The sequence below is a fragment of the Mycobacterium sp. E1214 genome, from assembly GCF_001666755.1.
In the GTDB taxonomy this organism is placed as follows: domain Bacteria; phylum Actinomycetota; class Actinomycetes; order Mycobacteriales; family Mycobacteriaceae; genus Mycobacterium.
In genome coordinates, this window is sequence record NZ_LZJC01000161.1 from 1 (window position 1) to 17,400 (window position 17,400).

Below are 17,400 nucleotides of genomic sequence, written 5' to 3' on the forward strand. Positions count from 1 at the left end.
CGGATCGGCGCAGTCCAAGCAGGAGCTCGTCGAGCGGCCCCGCGGCATGTCCTACCTGGTGGTGCGCGGCCGGCGAGGCGGCAGCGCCATGGCCGCGGCGGCGGTCAACGCAATCGCGAGCGACGCCGAATGACCGGCACCTTGTGGGGCGTCGGGCTGGGTCCGGGCGACCCGGAGCTGGTCACCGTCAAGGCCGCCCGGGTGATCGGCGAGGCGGACGTCGTGGCCTATCACAGCGCGCGGCACGGGCGCAGCATCGCCCGCGGCATCGCCGAACCGTATCTGCGGCCGGGGCAGCTCGAGGAGCACCTGGTCTACCCGGTGACCACCGAGGTGACCGACCACCCGGGCGGTTACGACGGCGCCCTCGAAGACTTCTACGTGGCGGCGACGCGGCGCATCGCCGCCCACCTCGACGCCGGCCGCAACGTGGCGCTGCTCGCCGAGGGTGACCCGCTGTTCTACAGCTCCTACATGCACCTGCACGCCCGGCTCACCGAACGGTTCGACGCGGTGATCGTGCCGGGCGTGACGTCGGTGAGCGCCGCCTCGGCGGCCCTCGCCACCCCACTGGTGGCCGGCGACGAGGTGCTGACGGTGCTGCCGGGCACGCTGCCGGTCGACGAGCTCACCCGCCGGCTCGCCGACTCCGACGCCGCCGTGATCCTGAAGTTGGGCCGTTCGTATAACGCCGTGCGGCAAGCGCTTTCCGCGTCGGGTCGGCTGGACGACGCGTTCTACGTCGAGCGTGCCAGCAGCCCACGGCAGCGCATCGGACCCGCCGCCGACGTCGACGAGACCAGCGTGCCGTACTTCTCGCTGGCCATGCTGCCCGGCGGGCGCCGGTTCGGCCGGTCGTCCGCGGCGCCGCGGGGGGCCGGCACCGTCGCGGTGCTGGGTCTGGGCCCCGGCGACCAAGAGTGGATCACCCCGCAGACCCGCCGCGAGTTGGCGGCCGCGACCGACCTGATCGGCTACAGCGGCTACCTCGACCGCGTCGCCGTGCGCGACGGCCAGCTATGCCACCCCAGCGACAACAGCGACGAGCCCGCGCGGGCCCGCCTGGCGTGCGCGCTGGCCGAGCAGGGCCGGGCCGTGGCGGTGGTGTCCTCCGGCGACCCCGGCGTGTTCGCGATGGCGACCGCGGTGCTCGAGGAGGCCAAGCAGTGGCCCGGCGTGCGCGTGCGGGTGGTCCCGGCGATGACCGCCGCTCAGGCGGTCGCCAGCCGGGTGGGCGCCCCGCTGGGGCACGACTACGCGGTGATTTCGCTGTCCGACCGGCTCAAGCCCTGGGACGTGATCGCGGCCCGGCTGGCCGCGGCGGCGGCCGCCGATCTGGTGCTTGCGGTGTACAACCCCGCCTCCAAGACGCGCACCTGGCAGGTCGGCGAGATGCGCGACATCCTGCTGGCCCACCGCGAACCCGGCACGCCCGTGGTGATCGGCCGCAACGTGTCCGGGCCCGACGAGGACGTCCGGGTGGTGCGGTTGGCCGACCTGAACCCCGCCGAGATCGACATGCGCTGCCTGCTGATCGTCGGGTCGTCCCAAACCCAGTGGTACTCAGACGAAGCCGGGCACCGGGTGTTCACCCCTCGGCGTTACCCGGGTTGAGCTCGGCCCCCCAGCTGCTCGGCATCATCGGCATGGCCGGCCCGTCGCTGAAGCCGTCGCCCGCCAGCGTCGTCAACCCCGCGGGCCGCGCGGCCCCCGCCTTCGCGCCCACCCCGGCAAAGCCCAGCGGGCCCGCACCGTCCTCGGAGGGATAGGTGGCGGGCGCGGCGTCCGGGCCGACGCCCGCGTCCGGGGCGGAGTCGGCATCGAGGTCCATGAACTCGTAGCGGTAGGCGCGGTCCTGGACCGTGCCGGGGCGATGCCGGCGCAGCCGCGCCCGCTTCTTGGCCGCCGCCGCCGCAGCGGCCGCCGCGGGCGCGTCCACGTCGTCGGGCGACGGCTCCGGGGACTTGCGCCGCGCCTTGCCGCTGGCGCTGTTGCGCGCCGACAGCCCGGACAGGCCCACGGCGTACAGCGCGTCGGACATGCCGGCGCCCAGGCCGTCAGTGGCCGTCGGGCCGAAGCCCACGCCGGGGCCGCCGCCGACCGGTCCGCCGCCTGCCGAGGTGGCGACGCTCGGCGCCGGGGCGCTGGCGGTCGTCGGCACGTGGCTCACGCTCGCCGGCGCCGCCGTGGGCGCCGGGGCGGCCGTGGCCATCGGGGCGGGCGCGGCCGTCGCCACCGGCAGCGGCGGTTGCACGGCCACGGGAACCGCGGTGCTCACCGCGATCGCCGTCGCGGCCCCCGCGCCGGCGCCCGCAGCCGCCGCGATGAGCATCGCCGGGACCGCCGCCACCACCGCCAGCTGGATCGCCGCCTGAATGAACGGATAGAAGATCATGAAGGTGTGGAACACGGCCCAGCCGATCGCGCTGGCCAGCGCCGGTGACAGGCCCAGCTGGGAGAAGAACGAGCTGATCGCGTTGACGAACGGCAGCGGCGGGAACGGCCACCCGCCGGGATTGAGCTCCTTCGACACCGGCCACGCGAAGCTGCTGGTGTACTGCTGCAGCCACTGGGTGAGCTGGTCCTCCCAGGACGGGTAGGTCGGCGTGGTCTGGGTGTCGGCCGCGGCGACGGTCGAATCCGTGGCCACGGCGCTCGCCGTCACGATCTGCGGGGCCGGCGTGGTCGCCGGCACCGCCGCGAGCGCGGATTCGCTGACGGCCTGGTAGGTGGTCATCGTCGTGGCGGCTTGCACCCACATGCGGGCATAGTCGGCCTCGTTGACGGCGATGGGAATGGTGTTGATGCCGAAGAAGTTCGTCGCCACCAGGGCGCCGTGCACGGCGTGGTTCGCCGCGAGCTCGCCCAGCGTGGGCATGGCCGCCAAGGCGGCGGTGTAGGCGCCGGCCGCCGTCTCGTGCAACGTCGCGGCCGTCGCGCTCTTGCCGGCGCTCTCCTGTAACCAGGCCAGGTAGGGGCCGTGGGCCGCCACGTACTGCGCGGCGCTCGGGCCCTCCCACGCGCCGGCCGCCACGCCGCTCAGCAACCCGCTGAGTTCGGTCGCCGCGTCGGTGTATTCCGCACCCATCGACGACCACGTCGCCGCGGCGGCCAACAGCGGGCCCGGCCCCGGGCCGCTGCTGAGCAGCGTCGAGTGCACCTCGGGCGGAAACGCGATCCAGATCGGGGCGGTCATCGTCGGGGTCCTTGGGGCAGGAACACGAGCACCTCTTCGGTGAGACAGGCGGGCGGGCTGGCGACGCTGAAAGCTGTGACGTCTAGTGGTCGGGCGGCGGGACCGAATAGTTCCCGCCCCGTGGATTTCGTCGCTTCTTTGCGCGCGGACCGGGGTTGCGCAACGATGCAGGGATGCGGTGTGACGTGGCGCGCGAGGCGCTGTCTGCTCGTCTCGACGGTGAACGCCCCCAGGTGCTTGCCCAGCAGGTCGACGCCCACCTGGAGACGTGCCGGAGCTGCCGGTCCTGGCTCATCGGCGCGGCCGTGCAGACCCGCCGGTTCGCCGCGGTCCCGCCCGGTGCCGCACCGGACCTGGTCGACAAAATCATGGCCAGCATCAACGAGCAGGCGACCGGTCGGCAGCGCTGGATGCGCTGGCTGCGCTCGCACTACCGCCGCTGGGGGCTGATCGCCGTCGGGCTGTTCCAGGTGGCGATCGCGGCGGCCCAGATCAGCGGGACCGACTTCGGCATGGTGGCGACCCACATGCACGGCGCGATGTCCGGTGAGCACCTCATGCACGAGTCGACCGCGTGGTTGCTGGCGCTGGGACTGGCGATGATCGCCGCCGGCGTATGGCCGGTGGCCGCGATCGGCGTGGCGGCCATCACCGGCGTGTATTCCGTTGCGCTGCTGGGTTATGTGATCGTGGACGCGTTCGCCGGTGAAGTGACCGCCACCCGGGTGGCCAGCCACATGCCGCTGCTGCTCGGCCTGGCGTTCGCGTTGCTGGTGGCACGGGAACGGGTCGGCTCGCACCGGCCGCGGCGCTCCGGCGCCCCGGACGCCAACCGCCCGGCCCCCGCGGCCCCCTCGTCGGGAGCTCGGCGGCGCGGACACCTGTGGCCGATCAACCGCTCGCCCTGGGCCTCCACTACGACGGGCGGTCGTAGACTCCCGGTCCCCGTGCCACTAAGGTGGTTGGCCATGACCGCGTGCAGCGACGACGAGGCCGTCACCGCGCTCGCCGTGGCGGCCGCACGCGGGAACGAGCGAGCGCTCGAGCAGTTCATCAAGGCGACCCAGCAAGACGTTTGGCGGTTCGTCACGTACTTGTCGGACGCGGGCAGCGCCGACGATCTCACCCAAGAAACCTTCCTGCGCGCTATCGGTGCCATCGAGCGATTCTCGGCACGCTCCAGCGCACGGACCTGGCTGCTGGCCATCGCCCGCCGCGTGGTGGCCGACCACATCCGGCACCTGCAGTCGCGGCCGCGCCCCGCCCTCGGCACCGATATCGAACACGCGCCGCGCGCGGACCGCCACGCCCGTGGCTTCGAGGATTGGGTCGAGGTCACCACGATGATCGCCGGCCTGGCCCCCGAGCAGCGCGAGGCGCTGCTGCTCACGCAGCTGCTCGGCCTGCCCTACGCCGATGCCGCCGAGGTATGCGGGTGCCCGGTGGGCACCATCCGATCGCGGGTGGCACGCGCCCGCGACGCGCTGCTGGCCGACGTGGAGCGGACCGACCTGACCGGTTAGGTGGCGCCCAGGGCGGCCACCCACGCGGCGGCCTCGCCGACCGTGCCGACGGTTCGCACCCCCGCCGGCAGCGGCGGGCGCGCCACCATCACCACCCCGACGTCGAGCGCCGCGGCCGCATCGAGTTTGGCCCGCGTCATCTCACCGCCGCTGTTCTTGGTGACCAGCACCTCGATGCGGTGCTCGCGCAGCAGCGCGAGCTCGCCGTCGTAGCGGTAGGGGCCGCGCGATAACAGCAACCGGTGCCGTCGCGGAAGCACGGCCCTGTCCGGTTCGGTGACGGCGCGGATGAGGAACCAGGCGTCGCTGTCGACGAAAGCCCGGGCGCCGGAGCGCCCCGTCGTAAGAAAGACCCGCGAATACCCTTGCCGTGCAACCGTTTCCGCCGCTTCCCGGTCGGATCCGACGACGACGGCGCCGCCCGGATCCCACGCCGGGCGCGCCAAGACCAGGTGCGGCATCCGCAGTGCGCCACACGCTTGGGCGGCGTGCGCCGTCATGGTGGCCGCGAACGGGTGGGTGGCGTCGACGACCGCGGTGATGTGTTCGTGTTGCAGCCAGCGGCTCAACCCCTCGACGCCGCCGAAACCTCCGACGCGGACGGGGCCCACCGGCAACGCCGGGTCGGGCACCCGACCCGCCAGCGAGCTGACGATGTCGAAGCGTGGGTGCAGCGCCACGGCCAACGCGCGGGCCTCCGCCGTGCCGCCGAGGAGCAGCACGCGCATCAGTGGCCACTGCCCCGGGCTCGCCCGCTCGAATACAGGTAGCTGTCGCTGAATTCCCCAGCCGCCAGGGCGTCGCCCACGATGATGACGGCGGTCTTGGTGATGCGGGCGTGATGCATCTGCGCGGCGATGTCGGCGATCGTGCCGCGCAGCACCGTCTCCTGCGGCCAGCTGGCGAAAGCCACGACGGCGGTGGGTGTCTCGGGTGAGTAGCCGCCGTCGAGCAGCTGCGGCACGATGGCGTCGATTTGGGCGGCGGCCAGGTGCAGGACGAGGGTGGCCCCGGCGTGGGCCAGCGTGCCGAGATCCTCGCCCGGCGGCATGGCGGTCGACAGCGTCGCGACGCGGGTCAGGGTCACCGTTTGCGCGATCCCGGGGACCGTGAGCTCGCGTTTGAGCGCCGCCGCGGCGGCCGCGAACGCCGGCACGCCGGGGACGATCTCGTAGTCGATGCCCAGACCGTCGAGGCGGCGGCACTGCTCGGCCAGGGCGCTGTACAGCGAGGGGTCTCCGGAGTGCAGCCGGGCCACGTCGTGGCCGGCGGCGTGGGCGTCGGCGAGTTCGGCGACGATCTGGTCCAGCGTGAGCGGGCCGGTATCAACGACTTTCGCGGTGTCGGGGCACCACGCCAGCAGGTCGTCGGGCATGATCGACCCGGCGTACAGGCAGACCTGGCATCCTCCCAGCAGCCGCTGACCGCGGACGGTGATGAGGTCGGCGGCGCCCGGACCCGCGCCGATGAAGTAGACCGTCATCGCGTCATCGCCCATTGCGTGACCGGCATCTGCGGCCGCCATCCGGTGAAGCCGCCCAGCGGCTCACCGTGCTGATGGTAGAACCGCCTGAGCCGACCCCCATGACGCGAATACGCCTGCACGAGAAGCGCTTCCGACTCCGCTGTAACGGCGTTGGCGACGAGGCGTCCGGTCGCGGGCAGTGCGTCGAGGCACGCATCGAGCAGGCCCGGTTGCGTCAGCCCGCCGCCGATGAAGATCGCCGACGGCGCCGCCGCGTCGTCGAAGGCGTCGGGCGCTGCGCCACGGGTGTCGATGACGACGCCGAAGGCGGCGGCGTTGGTTTCGACGTTGCGGCGGCGCCGCTCGTCGCGTTCGAACGCGACGGCGGCGCAGCCCGACCAGCGGCGGCACCATTCCACGCTGATGCTGCCGGATCCGGCGCCGACATCCCACAGCCGCTCGCCGGGGCGCGGCGCCAACGCCGCGAGCGTCACCGCACGGATCCCGTGTTTGGTGATCTGACCGTCGTGGGCGAACGCGTCGTCGGGCAGCGACGCCGGGCGTTCGTCGGGCAGGTAGCGGACGGCGATCACGTTGAGGTCGTCGACGTCGCTGGGCGGGTCGTCGGCCCATTGTCGTGCGGTGCCGTCGCGGCGGTGTTCGGTTGCACCCCCGAGGTTTTCGAGCACAGTGAAGGCGGAGTCGCCCCTACCGTGGGCGCGCAGCAGTTCCGCCAGTGCCGCGGGCGTCGAGCGGCCGCGCGACAGCACAATGGCCTGGCCGCCGCGGCGCACCGCCGTGTGCGGCGGGGCGGTCACCACGCTGATCACCTCGGTGTCGTGCACGTTCCAACCCATTCGCGCGCACGCCAGGGTCACCGACGACACGTGCGGCAGCACCCTGACCCGCTCGGAGCCGTAGAGACGGATGAGGGTGCCGCCGACGCCGTGCAGCAGCGGGTCGCCGCTGGCAAGCACGTGCACGTCGCCCGGATGCGCGTCGAGGGCGTCATGCAGCGCGGGCAGCAGCGGTGACGGCCAGCGCGCGCGCTGCGCACCGACGGTGTCGTCGAGCAGGTCGAGCTGGCGGAGCGAGCCGTAGATGACTGCGGCCGACTGTAATTCGCGCCTGGACTGCTCGGACAGACCGGCCATGCCGTCCGCGCCGATCCCTACGACGACGATCATCGCGGCATCCTGCGCCACACGAAGCGCGGCAATATCCGCAGCACGACCGACACCGGTCCGAGCGCCCAGGGAATCCACACCGAACGCCGGCCCTCGGCCAGCGCCCGCACCGTCGCGTCGGCCACCCGCTCCGGAGTAGTGGGCAGCGGGGCGGGCGACATGCCCTGCGTCATGCGTCCGATGACGAATCCGGGGCGGACAAGCAGCAGACGCACGCCGGTGCCGTGCAGGGCGTCGGCCAGGCCGTTGGCGAAACCGTCCAGGCCCGCCTTGGCCGAGCCGTACACATAGTTGGCGCGGCGCACCCGGGCGCCCGCAATCGAGGAGAACACCACCAGTGAGCCGTGGCCGGCTGTGCGCATGGCGGTGGCCAGGTGGGTGAGCGCGCTGACCTGAGCGACGAAGTCGGTGTGCACGACCGCGACGGCGTGGGCCGCGTCGGTCTCGGCACGGGCCTGGTCGCCGAGGATCCCGAACGCGAGTACCGCGGTCCCGATGGGTCCGTGTTCGGCGACGACCGACGCGACGAGGGGACCGTGGGAGGCCAGGTCGTCGGCGTCGAACTCGCGCGTGTGCACGGTCGCCGCACCGGCTGCCCGCACCGCGGCAACCTGGTCGCCGAGTTGGTCGGACCGTCGCGCCGCCAGCACCACCGTGCGCCCCGGCGCCAGCCGCCGGGCCACCTCGATGCCGATCTCGCTGCGGCCGCCCAGCACCAGTAGCGAGCCCGCGCCCGTGTCGTCCACGGCTGCGATTATGACCTGCGCTAGCGTGGGCGGTGATGGCGAATACCACTACCCGGCTCACCGACGACGCGTTGGCCTTCTTGTCCGAGCGGCATCTGGCCATGCTGACCACGCTGCGCGCCGACAACTCACCGCATGTGGTGGCCGTGGGTTTCACCTTCGACCCCAAGACCCACATCGCCCGGGTCATCACCACCGGTGGCTCGCAGAAGGCCGTCAACGCCGAACGCGGCGGCATCGCCGTGCTGAGTCAGGTCGACGGCGCGCGGTGGCTGTCGCTGGAGGGGCGGTCGACGGTCAACGCGGACGGCGACGCCGTGCGCGACGCCGAGCTGCGCTATGCGCAGCGCTACCGGACGCCGCGCCCCAACCCGCGACGGGTGGTCATCGAGGTGCAGATCGAGCGCGTGCTCGGATCTTCGGGTTTGTTGGACCGAGGCGACAACTAGCTTCGCCAACTCGAATTAACCATCCCGCGTCACTCGTGCTCGCACAACGGCTTGCCGTCCGGATCCATCATTGATGACTCGATTTCATCGATACTCGCCGTCAACATCAGGGCGAGCCTTTTAAACTCCACCTTCGCAGTCAATCGATCGGCGCTGCCGATAGCGATCAACGCACCAGCAGCATTCACTAGAGCGAAGCGCTCTCGATCCTTGTGCGGCTGACTGGTACAGCTGTATCCCAGCTCTTCGAGCACCGGAGTACGTAGATGCGGAAGACCTTTGTCGCTACGTAGAGCAAACCCAAATCTCCCATACAGGTATTTTTCGATTGTTTCAAGCGAGGGTGCAGCCAACACGAGATACTCAGAGTTCATTCGATCAGAATCTGACACGACAAATAAGCCATCGCCGTCGATGCCGATGAAGATACGGAGCTCGCCCGAGGAGGTCCAGAAAATAGCTCGGCCGTCTTCGGTGTTCCGCGCTGGCGTCGATGAAAAGCCGGTTTTTTCAGCCCGGCGATATCTCGACGCAGTCGGTCATTGTAGGACACCAACATCGGGATCAGTGAGTTCCTCGACCGTCATGCACCCGTCCGAGTTAAGAACCGAACCTGCAACGAGCCTAGTCACTAACGCCAGTTCCAGGCGACACACCGACCAATCTCGTGGAGCGCCTCTTTAGACAACTCTGGATGGAATCTTGCGAAGCGCTTCATGATATCGTTCATACCCTCTTCAAGTGTCATACCGCCCCACTCTATTGGCATTTTGACTGCTTCTTGAATAATCGTAGCGATTTCTGATGCGAGGGTTTCTCCCAAGCCAGCACCATACCTCTCGACTAATTTTTGCTTATCGATGCGCGGCACAGCGCTATCCTTTATGGCGATCACGATCGGCTCGTTGAGGGCATTGTCATCCATAGTGGTAACTCAACCGTTTCCCAATATTGCCGGGCTCAAGCGAACTCCTACTACCGCGCGCACTACGCCCCGCGCATCCTGCCTAGAGACGCGATACTTCGGCTCAAGCAGACCTCTAACCGTGCTGCCATTGTGCGAAGCCGGCTAATTAACGCTCAGGTTGGCGTGCCGCGGTTTTTTCCGGGCCGTTGCAGCAGAAGGTCGTCGTGTTCATGCCCTCGGCAAGCCTCGACGAACTGCAGCGCTGCAAAAGGATCGCGAAGGAACTGGTCGTGTTGTTCCCGTGTAAGTTCGTAGTACTCCTCGTAGTCAACGATGCCGTTACTTACCGGTATTGATGCATAATAACGACCTGAGGTGGATTCAACACCGAGTGAATACCGATCTTTTCGAGAGAAATAGGTGTCGTCGAATGTCATTATTGTTCCTACTCGAGTGTGCCTCAATGTAGACCACCTGGGGCCAACTCCGCGCCGTCTATCACAGTTTCCTGTCGGCAGGCGTTGACTGCGGCCGCGACCGCCTTCAGCAACGACTTGGCCGAAGTCTGGTAGCCGCGCCCGAACATCACGCCCGCCAAATCACCGCCGGTGTTGGCGTCAAAACCCGTGCCGACGACCGTCAGGTTCGCCCAGAGCCCATCCCCGATTCCCGCCGCAGCGTTGCCCGCGGCGCATAACGCCTTGGGGTCGACCACCAGCGGAGTCACCCGCAAAATTCTGGTCGACATCGCGCGCCGCCGCTATTCACCCAATCGTGGCCCTGGCCAAGTTAGCCCGCGCCCAAGATCGCCACAATTCGCCCGTCCACACCCGCCCCGTCAATCCACAGGGACCACGATCAGATCGTGCGAACGCGAGTTGACGGCCAAGGCGCCGTCGTCGGTCACGACGACGATGTCCTCGATGCGGGCGCCCCACTGCCCGGGAAAGTAGATGCCCGGCTCGACGGAAAAGGCCATGCCTGCGGTCAATGGCAGGTCGTTCCCGCCGACGATGTAGGGCTCCTCGTGCACCGACAGCCCGATACCGTGGCCGGTCCGGTGCACGAAATGCTCGGCTAGCCCCGCCCCGGCCAGCACGTCGCGCGCCGCGGCATCGACCTGCTCGGCCGTCACGCCCGGGCGCACCGCGTCGACGGCGGCGCGCTGCGCGTGCTGAAGCACCGCATAGCGCTCGGCGATCTCTGGAGCGGGTTCACCGATGCTGTAGGTGCGGGTGCAGTCGGAGTTGTAGCCGGGTTCGTACGAGCCGCCGATGTCGATGACGACGATGTCACCGATCTGCAGTTCGCGGTCCGAGTAGCCGTGGTGCGGGTCGGCGCCGTGCGGCCCGGAGCCGACGATGATGAACGCCACTTCCGAATGCCCCTCGGCCACAATGGCTTCCGCGATGTCGGCGGCGACGTCCGCCTCGGTGCGGCCGGGAGAAAGAAACTGCGGGACTCGGGCGTGCACTCGGTCGATGGCCGCGCCGGCCTTCCGCAGCGCGTCGATCTCGCACTCCTCCTTGACCATTCGCAACGTCCGCAGGACGTCGGTGGCCAGCACGGGCAGCGTGCCGAGCACGCCGGCCAACGGCAGCAGGTGCAGGGCCGGCATGGAATCGGTGACGGCGGTCGCCACCGGGACCGCGCCGAGAGCGGCGCTCACCAACCGATAGGGGTCGTCGCCATCGACCCAATCCCGCACCGTCACACCCAATTCGGTGATAGCCGAAGCCTGCAGCGACGCCAGCTCGAGTCGTGGCACCACGATCGTCGGCGCGCCGTCGACCGGCAACACCAGCGCCGTGAGCCGCTCGAACGTCTGGGCGCGGGAACCGACAAGGTAGCGCAAGTCGTATCCGGGCGTGATCACCAGGCCGGCAAGTCCCGCGTCCGCGGTGGCGGCGGCCGCCGCGGCCAGCCGCCGAGCGTAGACGTCGGCGTCGAAGCGGTCAGATTCCATGGCTGCCAGGCTAATGCCCGCTTGCCGCCGACCGGCGCGTGAGACCATAGCCGGCATGCCGCCACGCCGCCCACTGGTCTTGCTCGACGGCGCCAGCATGTGGTTCCGCTCCTACTATGGGGTGCCGTCTTCGATCACCGCCCCGGACGGCCGGCCCGTCAACGCGGTCCGCGGGTTCATCGATTCGATGGCGGTCGTGATCGGCCAGCAGCGGCCGCACCGGCTGGCCGTCTGCCTGGACTTGGATTGGCGACCGCAATTCCGAGTGGACCTCATCCCCTCGTACAAGGCGCATCGCGTCGCCGAGGCCGAACCCGCGGGTGAACCGGACGTCGAGGAGGTTCCCGACGACCTCACGCCGCAGGTTGACATGATCATGGAGCTGCTGGACGCGTTCGGGATCCCGGCGGCGGGCGCGGAGGGCTTCGAGGCCGACGACGTGCTCGGCACGCTCGCCGCGCAAGAACGCGCCGATCCGGTGGTGGTGGTCAGCGGTGACCGCGACCTGCTGCAGGTGGTGTCCGACGACCCCGTCCCGGTCCGGGTGCTCTACCTCGGCCGCGGGTTGTCCAAGGCGACGCTGTTCGGGCCGGCCGAAGTCGCCGACCAGTACGGGGTGCCGAAGGACCGCGCCGGCGCCGCGGCCGCCGAGCTGGCGCTGCTGCGCGGCGATCCCTCCGACGGCCTGCCGGGGGTCCCGGGCGTCGGCGAAAAAACCGCGGCGACGCTGCTCGCCCAACACCATTCGCTGGACGGGATCCTCGCCGCGGCTCAGGACCCGAAGTCGAAAATGGCCAAAGGGCTGCGTGGCAAGCTGCTCAAAGCCGCCGACTACATCGAGGCCGCCGCCCGGGTGGTCCGCGTCGCGACCGACGCGCCCGTGTCCCTGACGACACGCACCGACGAGCTGCCGCTGGTGGCCGCCCATCCCCGGCGCACCGCCACCCTGGCGTCCGAGCTAGGTGTCGGCTCGTCGATCGCGCGTCTGCAGAAGGCGCTGGACGCGCTGCCGTCGTGACCGGCTACTGCGGCCGGCCGACCTCGTAGGTGCCCTTGTTGTCCTGGAAGGTCACCGTCACATGCTTTTGCGCGCCGTCGATGCTGACGTCGCAGTCGAAGGTGGCGCCCTTCTTGACGGTCGGATCCTGGCCGTGGTTGCACTTGACGTTCTGGACGTTCTTGGCGCCGTAGCCGTTGGTCTCGTCGGTCAGGACCTGCTGCACGCCGGCTTGCGCCTTGTTGACGTCGAGCTTGGTCGTGACGAAGAACCCGGGCTGCCAGAACCCGAGGACCAGCACCACAGCGATCAGCAGCAGCGCGACGGCGCCGCCGATCCCGGCGATCAGCGTGGTGTTGCGCTTCTTCTTGGGCTGCTCGTAGCCCGGGTACTGCTGCGGGTATTGGCCCGGCTGGCCGTACTGGCCCGGCTGCGGGTACTGCCCGGGCTGCGGGTACTGGCCGGGCTGCGCGTATTGCCCTGGCGGGCCGTATTGAGGCGCCTGGCCGTACTGCCCCGGCTGCCCGTATTGCGGCGGCTGACCGTACTGCCCGGTTTGCCCGTACTCGGGCTGCTGCGGGTACTGCTGCGGATAGGCCTGCTCGGCCGGCTGCTGATACTGCGGGTATTCCGCGGGCGGCGTGTAGGCCGGCGCTTGCCAGGTCGCCTCGTGAGGCGGGTGCTCCTGCCACGGCGATGACGAGCCCACCTGGGTCGGCTCGGAAGAATGATCGCTACCTTGGGCGGGCGGTTGCCACTGCTGGTCCGATCCCTGCGGTCCGCTCATCGTTCTCCTCAGCCTCTTGGTGTCGTGCGCGAACTGTCGGCGTTCGCGATACGGCTCATACGGTAGCTCCGGCTCAGCCTACCCGGCGTCAACTGCGACGACGCCGCGCCGGATGTCGTTGATGGCCCGCTTGGCGGTGGCGCGCAACTCGGCGTCCGGGGCAGCGTTGCGCACCTGGTCCAACAGGTCGAGCACCTGACGGCACCACCGCACGAAGTCCCCCGCCAGCAGCGGCGACCCGGTGCCCGACGGGTCGGCGGCCGCGAGCGCCGCGGCCAGGTCACCGGATCGCGCCCAGCGATAGATGACGTTGACGAAGCCGTCGTCGGGCTCGCGGCTGGGGGCGATGCGATGCGTCTGTTCGTCGGCCCGCAGCGCCAGCGAGAGCCGCAGGGTCTGTTGCAGCGCTTTGCGGACCGGCTGGGTGGGCGCTTCCGTGGCGAACGCCGCGCGCAGGCCCTCGCTGCCGCGGGTCTCGTACAGCACCGACGAGACGACCGCCGCCAGTTCGGGCGGTTTGAGATCGGCCCAGGCCCCGGTGCGCAGGCACTCGGCGACCAACAGGTCGCTTTCGCTGTAGATGCGTGCCAGCAGCCGGCCGTCGTCGGTGACCCGCGGATCGGCGTCGCGCACCTCGATAAACCCGCGCTCGGTGAGCAGCCCGAGGATGCGGTCGAACGTCCGGGCGAGCGAATTGGTCGCGGTCGCGACCTTTTTCTCCAGCTGCGCGTTGTCGCGTTCGATCCGCAGGTAGCGCTCGGCCTGCCGGACGGCCTCCTCGAGACCGGGGCCGTTGTGCGACGGGTGCCGGCGCAGCTGCTCCCGCAGACCGGCCAGTTCGGGGTCGTGGAACCCGCCGTCGGCGTCGGTGCGGGCGCCGCGACGACCCGCGGGCACGGGCAGGCCGGCGGCCGCCGACCGCAGCGCCGACGCCAGATCGCGGCGGACGCGGGGTTGGCGGTGCTCCACGCGCTTCGGCAACGGCATGGAGCCGACCGGCGCGGTCGCGCCCGAATAGTCCGCCGACGAGATGCGGCCGGCCCACCGGTTTTCGGTGAGCACCAGCGGCCGGGGGTCGGTGCTGTCGCGCGCGGATTCGAGCACCACGGCCAGCCCGCCGCGCCGACCCTGGCTGATATTGATGATGTCCCCGCGCCGTAGCGCGGCCAACGCGTCGCTGGCGGCCTGCCGCCGGTGCAGCCGGGAGGCACGCGACTGCGCGCGTTCCATCTCGCTGATCCGCGCCCGCAGCCGGGCGTACTCCAGGATTGGCGCCTTCGGGCCGCCCAGCTCGGCGGCGATCTCGTCGAGTATCTTGGTGCCGCGCTCGATGCCGCGGACCAGCCCGACGACCGAGCGGTCGGCCTGGTACTGCGCGAACGACTGCTCCAGCAGACGGTGCGCCTGCTCGGGGCCCATCTGCTGCACCAGGTTGATCGTCATGTTGTACGACGGCGCGAAGGAGCTGCGCAGCGGGAAAGTGCGGGTCGAGGCGAGGCCCGCTACCGCGGGCGGTTCGGTGGTCTCCTCGTTGGGATTCCACAGCACCACGGCGTGGCCTTCGACGTCGATGCCGCGCCGCCCGGCGCGGCCGGTGAGCTGCGTGTACTCCCCCGGTGTCAGCGGCACGTGCTGCTCGCCGTTGAACTTGACGAGCCGCTCGAGCACCACCGTGCGCGCCGGCATGTTGATGCCGAGCGCCAGGGTTTCGGTGGCGAACACGGCGCGGACCAGGCCGGCGGTGAACAGCTCCTCGACCGTGTGCCGGAAGGCCGGCAGCATGCCGGCGTGATGCGCCGCCAACCCGCGCAGCAGACCCTCCCGCCACTCGTAGTAGCCGAGAACATCGAGGTCGGCGTCGGCGAGGTCGCCGCAGCGATGTTCGATCACCTCGGCGATCTGTGCGCGCTCCTCCTGGGTGGTGAGCTGCAGCGGCGAGCGCAGGCACTGCTGCACGGCCGCGTCGCAGCCCGCGCGGGAGAACACGAACGTGATGGCCGGCAACAACCCCTCGGCGTCCAGGGTGGCGATCACGTCGGGCCGCGGCGGGGGCCGGTAGAAGCGGGGTCGGCCCGCCCGCGGACCGCCGCGCCGGCGCGGCTGCCAGTCCGACATGCGGTCGGCCTCGCGCCGATGACTGATGTGGCGCACCAGGTCCGGATTGACGCGTGGTTCGTTGCCGGCGCGCGGTTCCTGCGGCGCCTCGGCGCTGCGGTAGTCGAACAGGTCGAAGAGCCGCTTGCCGACCAGCACGTGCTGCCACAGCGGCACGGGCCGGTGCTCGTCGACCACCACCGTCGTGTCGCCGCGCACCGTTTGGATCCAGCCGCCGAACTCCTCGGCGTTGCTCACCGTCGCCGACAAGCTGACCAGCCGCACCTCGTCGGGCAGGTGCAGGATCACCTCTTCCCACACCGGCCCACGCATCCGGTCGGCGAGGAAGTGCACCTCGTCCATCACCACAAACGAAAGGCCTTGCAGCGCCGAAGAATTCGCGTACAACATGTTGCGCAGCACTTCGGTGGTCATCACCACCACGGGCGCGTCGGCGTTGACCGACATGTCGCCGGTCAACAGGCCGATGCGGTCGCGGCCGTAGCGTGCGGTCAGGTCGGTGTGCTTCTGGTTGCTCAGCGCCTTGAGCGGGGTGGTGTAGAAACACTTGCCGCCGGCCGCCAGCGCCAGGTGCACGGCGAACTCGCCGACCACCGTCTTGCCGGCGCCGGTCGGCGCGCACACCAGCACGCCGTGGCCCCGTTCGAGCGCCGCGCAGGCCCGCTGCTGGAAGCCGTCGAGGCCGAAGGGCAGTTCCGCGGCGAACCGGGGCAGCTCGACCAGCGCCGTCGACTCCTGCGGCGCCGCCGGGTCAGGTGACATCGTCGTGCTGCCCGGCGCTGAACGACGGTTCCCGGATCGGCGTGGGCGCCTCGATGGCGGAGGCCTGGTCGTCGGGGATCGCGACCTCGGCGTCGCGCTTGGCCTTGCGCCGGTCGTGGAACCGGGCGATCTGGATGGCGAGCTCGAGCAGCACCGACAGGGCCACCCCGAGCGCGGTCATCGAGAAGGGGTCGGAGCCCGGCGTGAACACCGCAGCGAACACGAACATCGCGAAGATCAGGCCGCGCCGCCACGCCTTGAGCCGTTCGTAAGTCAGCACCCCGATCATGTTGAGCATCACGATCAGCAGCGGAAATTCGAAACTGACGCCGAACACCACCAGCAGGTTGATCAAGAACCCGAAGTACCGGTCGCCGGAGAGCGCGGTGACCTGCACGTCACTGCCGACGGTCAGCAGGAAGCCCAGCGCCTTGGACAGCACGAAGTAGGCCAACAGCGCGCCGCCGATGAACAGCACCGCGGCGGGGATGACGAAGCCAATCGCGAAGCGGCGTTCCTTCTGGTAGAGGCCGGGCGTGATGAAGGCCCACAGCTCGTAGAGCCACACCGGGCAGGCCAGCACGATGCCGGCGGTCATACCGACCTTGAGCCGCAACATGAACTGGTCGAACGGCGCGGTGGCCAGCAGGCGGCACTGGCCGTCGGCGCTGATGTCCGCGCGGGCCGACTGCGGCAGGGCGCAGTAGGGGTGGCGCAACCATTCGCCGAGGCTTTCCAACCCGAAGAGCCCGTGGCCGTACCAGACGAAGCCGAAGATCGTGGTGAGCAGGATCGCGGCCAGGGAGATCAGCAGGCGGGTGCGCAGCTCGGTCAGGTGATCGACCAGCGACATCGTCGCATCGGGGTTGGTGCGGCTGCGCCGGTTGCGCGGATTGAGGCGCTTCAGCAGGCCGGCAGTGCGCGCTGAAACCTTGAATGCTTTCACGAAGCTCGGTCAGGCTCGGTCAGGGGCGCTCGGGCACCGCGGCGGCGACGGGCCTAGGCCGGGCGTGCTTCGCTGTGGCCCTGCTCGGTGCCCGCGGGAGCGTCAACTCGGTGCGACTGCACGGGAGTGGGGTTGGCCGCCGGCGGGGCGGCGTTGTTCTCCAACGCCGACGAGTCGGCCTTGCCCTCGCTCTGCATCTCGCGGAGCTCGGACTTGAAGATTCGCATCGACTTGCCCAACGAACGCGCTGCGTCCGGGAGCTTCTTGGCACCGAACAGCAGGATCACCACGATAGCGAGGATCGCCCAGTGCCACGGACTAAGACTGCCCACTTTGATTACCTCCAGACGTCCA

Annotated in this window: 18 protein-coding genes and 2 pseudogenes; 6 read left to right on the plus strand and 14 right to left on the minus strand. The window is 70.0% G+C overall.

Features of this window, described 5'->3' with window-relative positions:
* Together A5700_RS22235 and A5700_RS22240 are read left to right on the plus strand one after the other, a co-directional pair.
* On the plus strand, window positions 1–133 hold a 133-nt coding region (locus tag A5700_RS22235; protein ID WP_197502751.1), incomplete at its 5' end, for a precorrin-8X methylmutase.
* A complete protein-coding gene (locus A5700_RS22240) occupies window positions 130–1,614 on the plus strand; it encodes a precorrin-2 C(20)-methyltransferase (protein ID WP_068066857.1) in 1,485 nt (494 codons plus the stop codon). The genes A5700_RS22235 and A5700_RS22240, both read left to right, overlap by 4 nt.
* Here A5700_RS22240 and A5700_RS22245 read toward each other — a convergent pair.
* Window positions 1,589–3,196, minus strand: coding sequence for a PPE family protein (locus A5700_RS22245; RefSeq protein WP_068066860.1), 1,608 nt, complete (start codon window positions 3,194–3,196; stop codon window positions 1,589–1,591). The genes A5700_RS22240 and A5700_RS22245 overlap by 26 nt on opposite strands.
* A 173-nt stretch (window positions 3,197–3,369) precedes the next feature.
* Between A5700_RS22245 and A5700_RS27100 the strand changes: the two are divergent.
* Together A5700_RS27100 and sigC are read left to right on the plus strand one after the other, a co-directional pair.
* Window positions 3,370–4,059, plus strand: a pseudogene (locus A5700_RS27100) (DUF2275 domain-containing protein); the annotation flags it as partial.
* Between the two features lie 105 nt (window positions 4,060–4,164).
* Window positions 4,165–4,719, plus strand: coding sequence for an RNA polymerase sigma factor SigC (sigC, locus tag A5700_RS27105; protein ID WP_231973715.1), 555 nt, complete (start codon window positions 4,165–4,167; stop codon window positions 4,717–4,719).
* On the opposite strand, the gene A5700_RS22255 is transcribed toward sigC, so the two are convergent.
* Genes A5700_RS22255 through A5700_RS22270 form a run of 4 tightly spaced genes read right to left on the minus strand, consistent with a single transcriptional unit; the run spans window position 4,716 to window position 8,117 of the window.
* On the minus strand, window positions 4,716–5,447 hold the full coding sequence (locus tag A5700_RS22255) for a cobalt-precorrin-6A reductase (protein ID WP_068066864.1): 732 nt from the start codon (window positions 5,445–5,447) through the stop codon (window positions 4,716–4,718). The genes sigC and A5700_RS22255 overlap by 4 nt on opposite strands.
* On the minus strand, window positions 5,447–6,202 hold the full coding sequence (gene cobM / locus A5700_RS22260; protein WP_068066932.1) for a precorrin-4 C(11)-methyltransferase: 756 nt from the start codon (window positions 6,200–6,202) through the stop codon (window positions 5,447–5,449). Before cobM ends, A5700_RS22255 begins: the two co-directional genes overlap by 1 nt.
* Window positions 6,199–7,371 (minus strand): bifunctional cobalt-precorrin-7 (C(5))-methyltransferase/cobalt-precorrin-6B (C(15))-methyltransferase, encoded by a 1,173-nt coding sequence (locus A5700_RS22265; RefSeq protein ID WP_068066938.1) that lies wholly within the window; start codon window positions 7,369–7,371, stop codon window positions 6,199–6,201. Before A5700_RS22265 ends, cobM begins: the two co-directional genes overlap by 4 nt.
* Window positions 7,368–8,117, minus strand: a complete 750-nt coding sequence (locus tag A5700_RS22270; protein WP_068066867.1) for an SDR family NAD(P)-dependent oxidoreductase — start codon at window positions 8,115–8,117, stop codon at window positions 7,368–7,370. Before A5700_RS22270 ends, A5700_RS22265 begins: the two co-directional genes overlap by 4 nt.
* A gap of 35 nt (window positions 8,118–8,152) precedes the next feature.
* Here A5700_RS22270 and A5700_RS22275 point away from each other — a divergent pair, with 35 nt between their 5' ends.
* On the plus strand, window positions 8,153–8,566 hold the full coding sequence (locus tag A5700_RS22275) for a F420-dependent biliverdin reductase (RefSeq protein ID WP_068066870.1): 414 nt from the start codon (window positions 8,153–8,155) through the stop codon (window positions 8,564–8,566).
* 29 nt (window positions 8,567–8,595) lie between these two features.
* Here A5700_RS22275 and A5700_RS22280 read toward each other — a convergent pair.
* The 5 genes and pseudogenes from A5700_RS22280 to A5700_RS22290 form a co-directional block, all read right to left on the minus strand.
* Window positions 8,596–9,066 (minus strand): annotated as a pseudogene (locus tag A5700_RS22280) (Imm61 family immunity protein); the annotation flags it as partial.
* Between the two features lie 131 nt (window positions 9,067–9,197).
* The gene (locus tag A5700_RS25640) at window positions 9,198–9,491 is read right to left on the minus strand and encodes a hypothetical protein (RefSeq protein ID WP_082960374.1); all 294 of its coding nucleotides are present in this window, start codon (window positions 9,489–9,491) and stop codon (window positions 9,198–9,200) included.
* A gap of 155 nt (window positions 9,492–9,646) precedes the next feature.
* A complete protein-coding gene (locus A5700_RS25645; protein WP_082959553.1) occupies window positions 9,647–9,910 on the minus strand; it encodes a hypothetical protein in 264 nt (87 codons plus the stop codon).
* Window positions 9,911–9,933: 23 nt separating this feature from the next.
* Entirely contained in the window at window positions 9,934–10,200 is a 267-nt protein-coding gene (locus A5700_RS22285; protein ID WP_068066879.1) for a hypothetical protein, read from the minus strand.
* Between the two features lie 111 nt (window positions 10,201–10,311).
* Window positions 10,312–11,439, minus strand: a complete 1,128-nt coding sequence (locus A5700_RS22290) for a Xaa-Pro peptidase family protein (protein ID WP_068066882.1) — start codon at window positions 11,437–11,439, stop codon at window positions 10,312–10,314.
* Between the two features lie 55 nt (window positions 11,440–11,494).
* Between A5700_RS22290 and A5700_RS22295 the strand changes: the two genes are divergently transcribed.
* On the plus strand, window positions 11,495–12,457 hold the full coding sequence (locus tag A5700_RS22295; protein WP_068205025.1) for a 5'-3' exonuclease: 963 nt from the start codon (window positions 11,495–11,497) through the stop codon (window positions 12,455–12,457).
* Window positions 12,458–12,461: 4 nt separating this feature from the next.
* Here the strand turns inward: A5700_RS22295 and A5700_RS22300 are convergent, their stop codons facing one another.
* The 4 genes from A5700_RS22300 to tatA form a co-directional block, all read right to left on the minus strand.
* Window positions 12,462–13,223, minus strand: a complete 762-nt coding sequence (locus A5700_RS22300) for a DUF4333 domain-containing protein (RefSeq protein WP_068066888.1) — start codon at window positions 13,221–13,223, stop codon at window positions 12,462–12,464.
* Window positions 13,224–13,301: 78 nt separating this feature from the next.
* The gene (locus tag A5700_RS22305; RefSeq protein ID WP_068066890.1) at window positions 13,302–16,100 is read right to left on the minus strand and encodes an RNA helicase; all 2,799 of its coding nucleotides are present in this window, start codon (window positions 16,098–16,100) and stop codon (window positions 13,302–13,304) included.
* Complete coding sequence (gene tatC / locus A5700_RS22310; RefSeq protein ID WP_156671379.1) at window positions 16,090–17,046, minus strand: twin-arginine translocase subunit TatC; 957 nt, start codon at window positions 17,044–17,046, stop codon at window positions 16,090–16,092. The genes A5700_RS22305 and tatC overlap by 11 nt, the downstream gene beginning before the upstream one ends.
* Window positions 17,047–17,099: 53 nt before the next feature.
* Window positions 17,100–17,378, minus strand: coding sequence for a Sec-independent protein translocase subunit TatA (gene tatA, locus A5700_RS22315; RefSeq protein ID WP_068066892.1), 279 nt, complete (start codon window positions 17,376–17,378; stop codon window positions 17,100–17,102).
* Window positions 17,379–17,400: the final 22 nt, after the last annotated feature.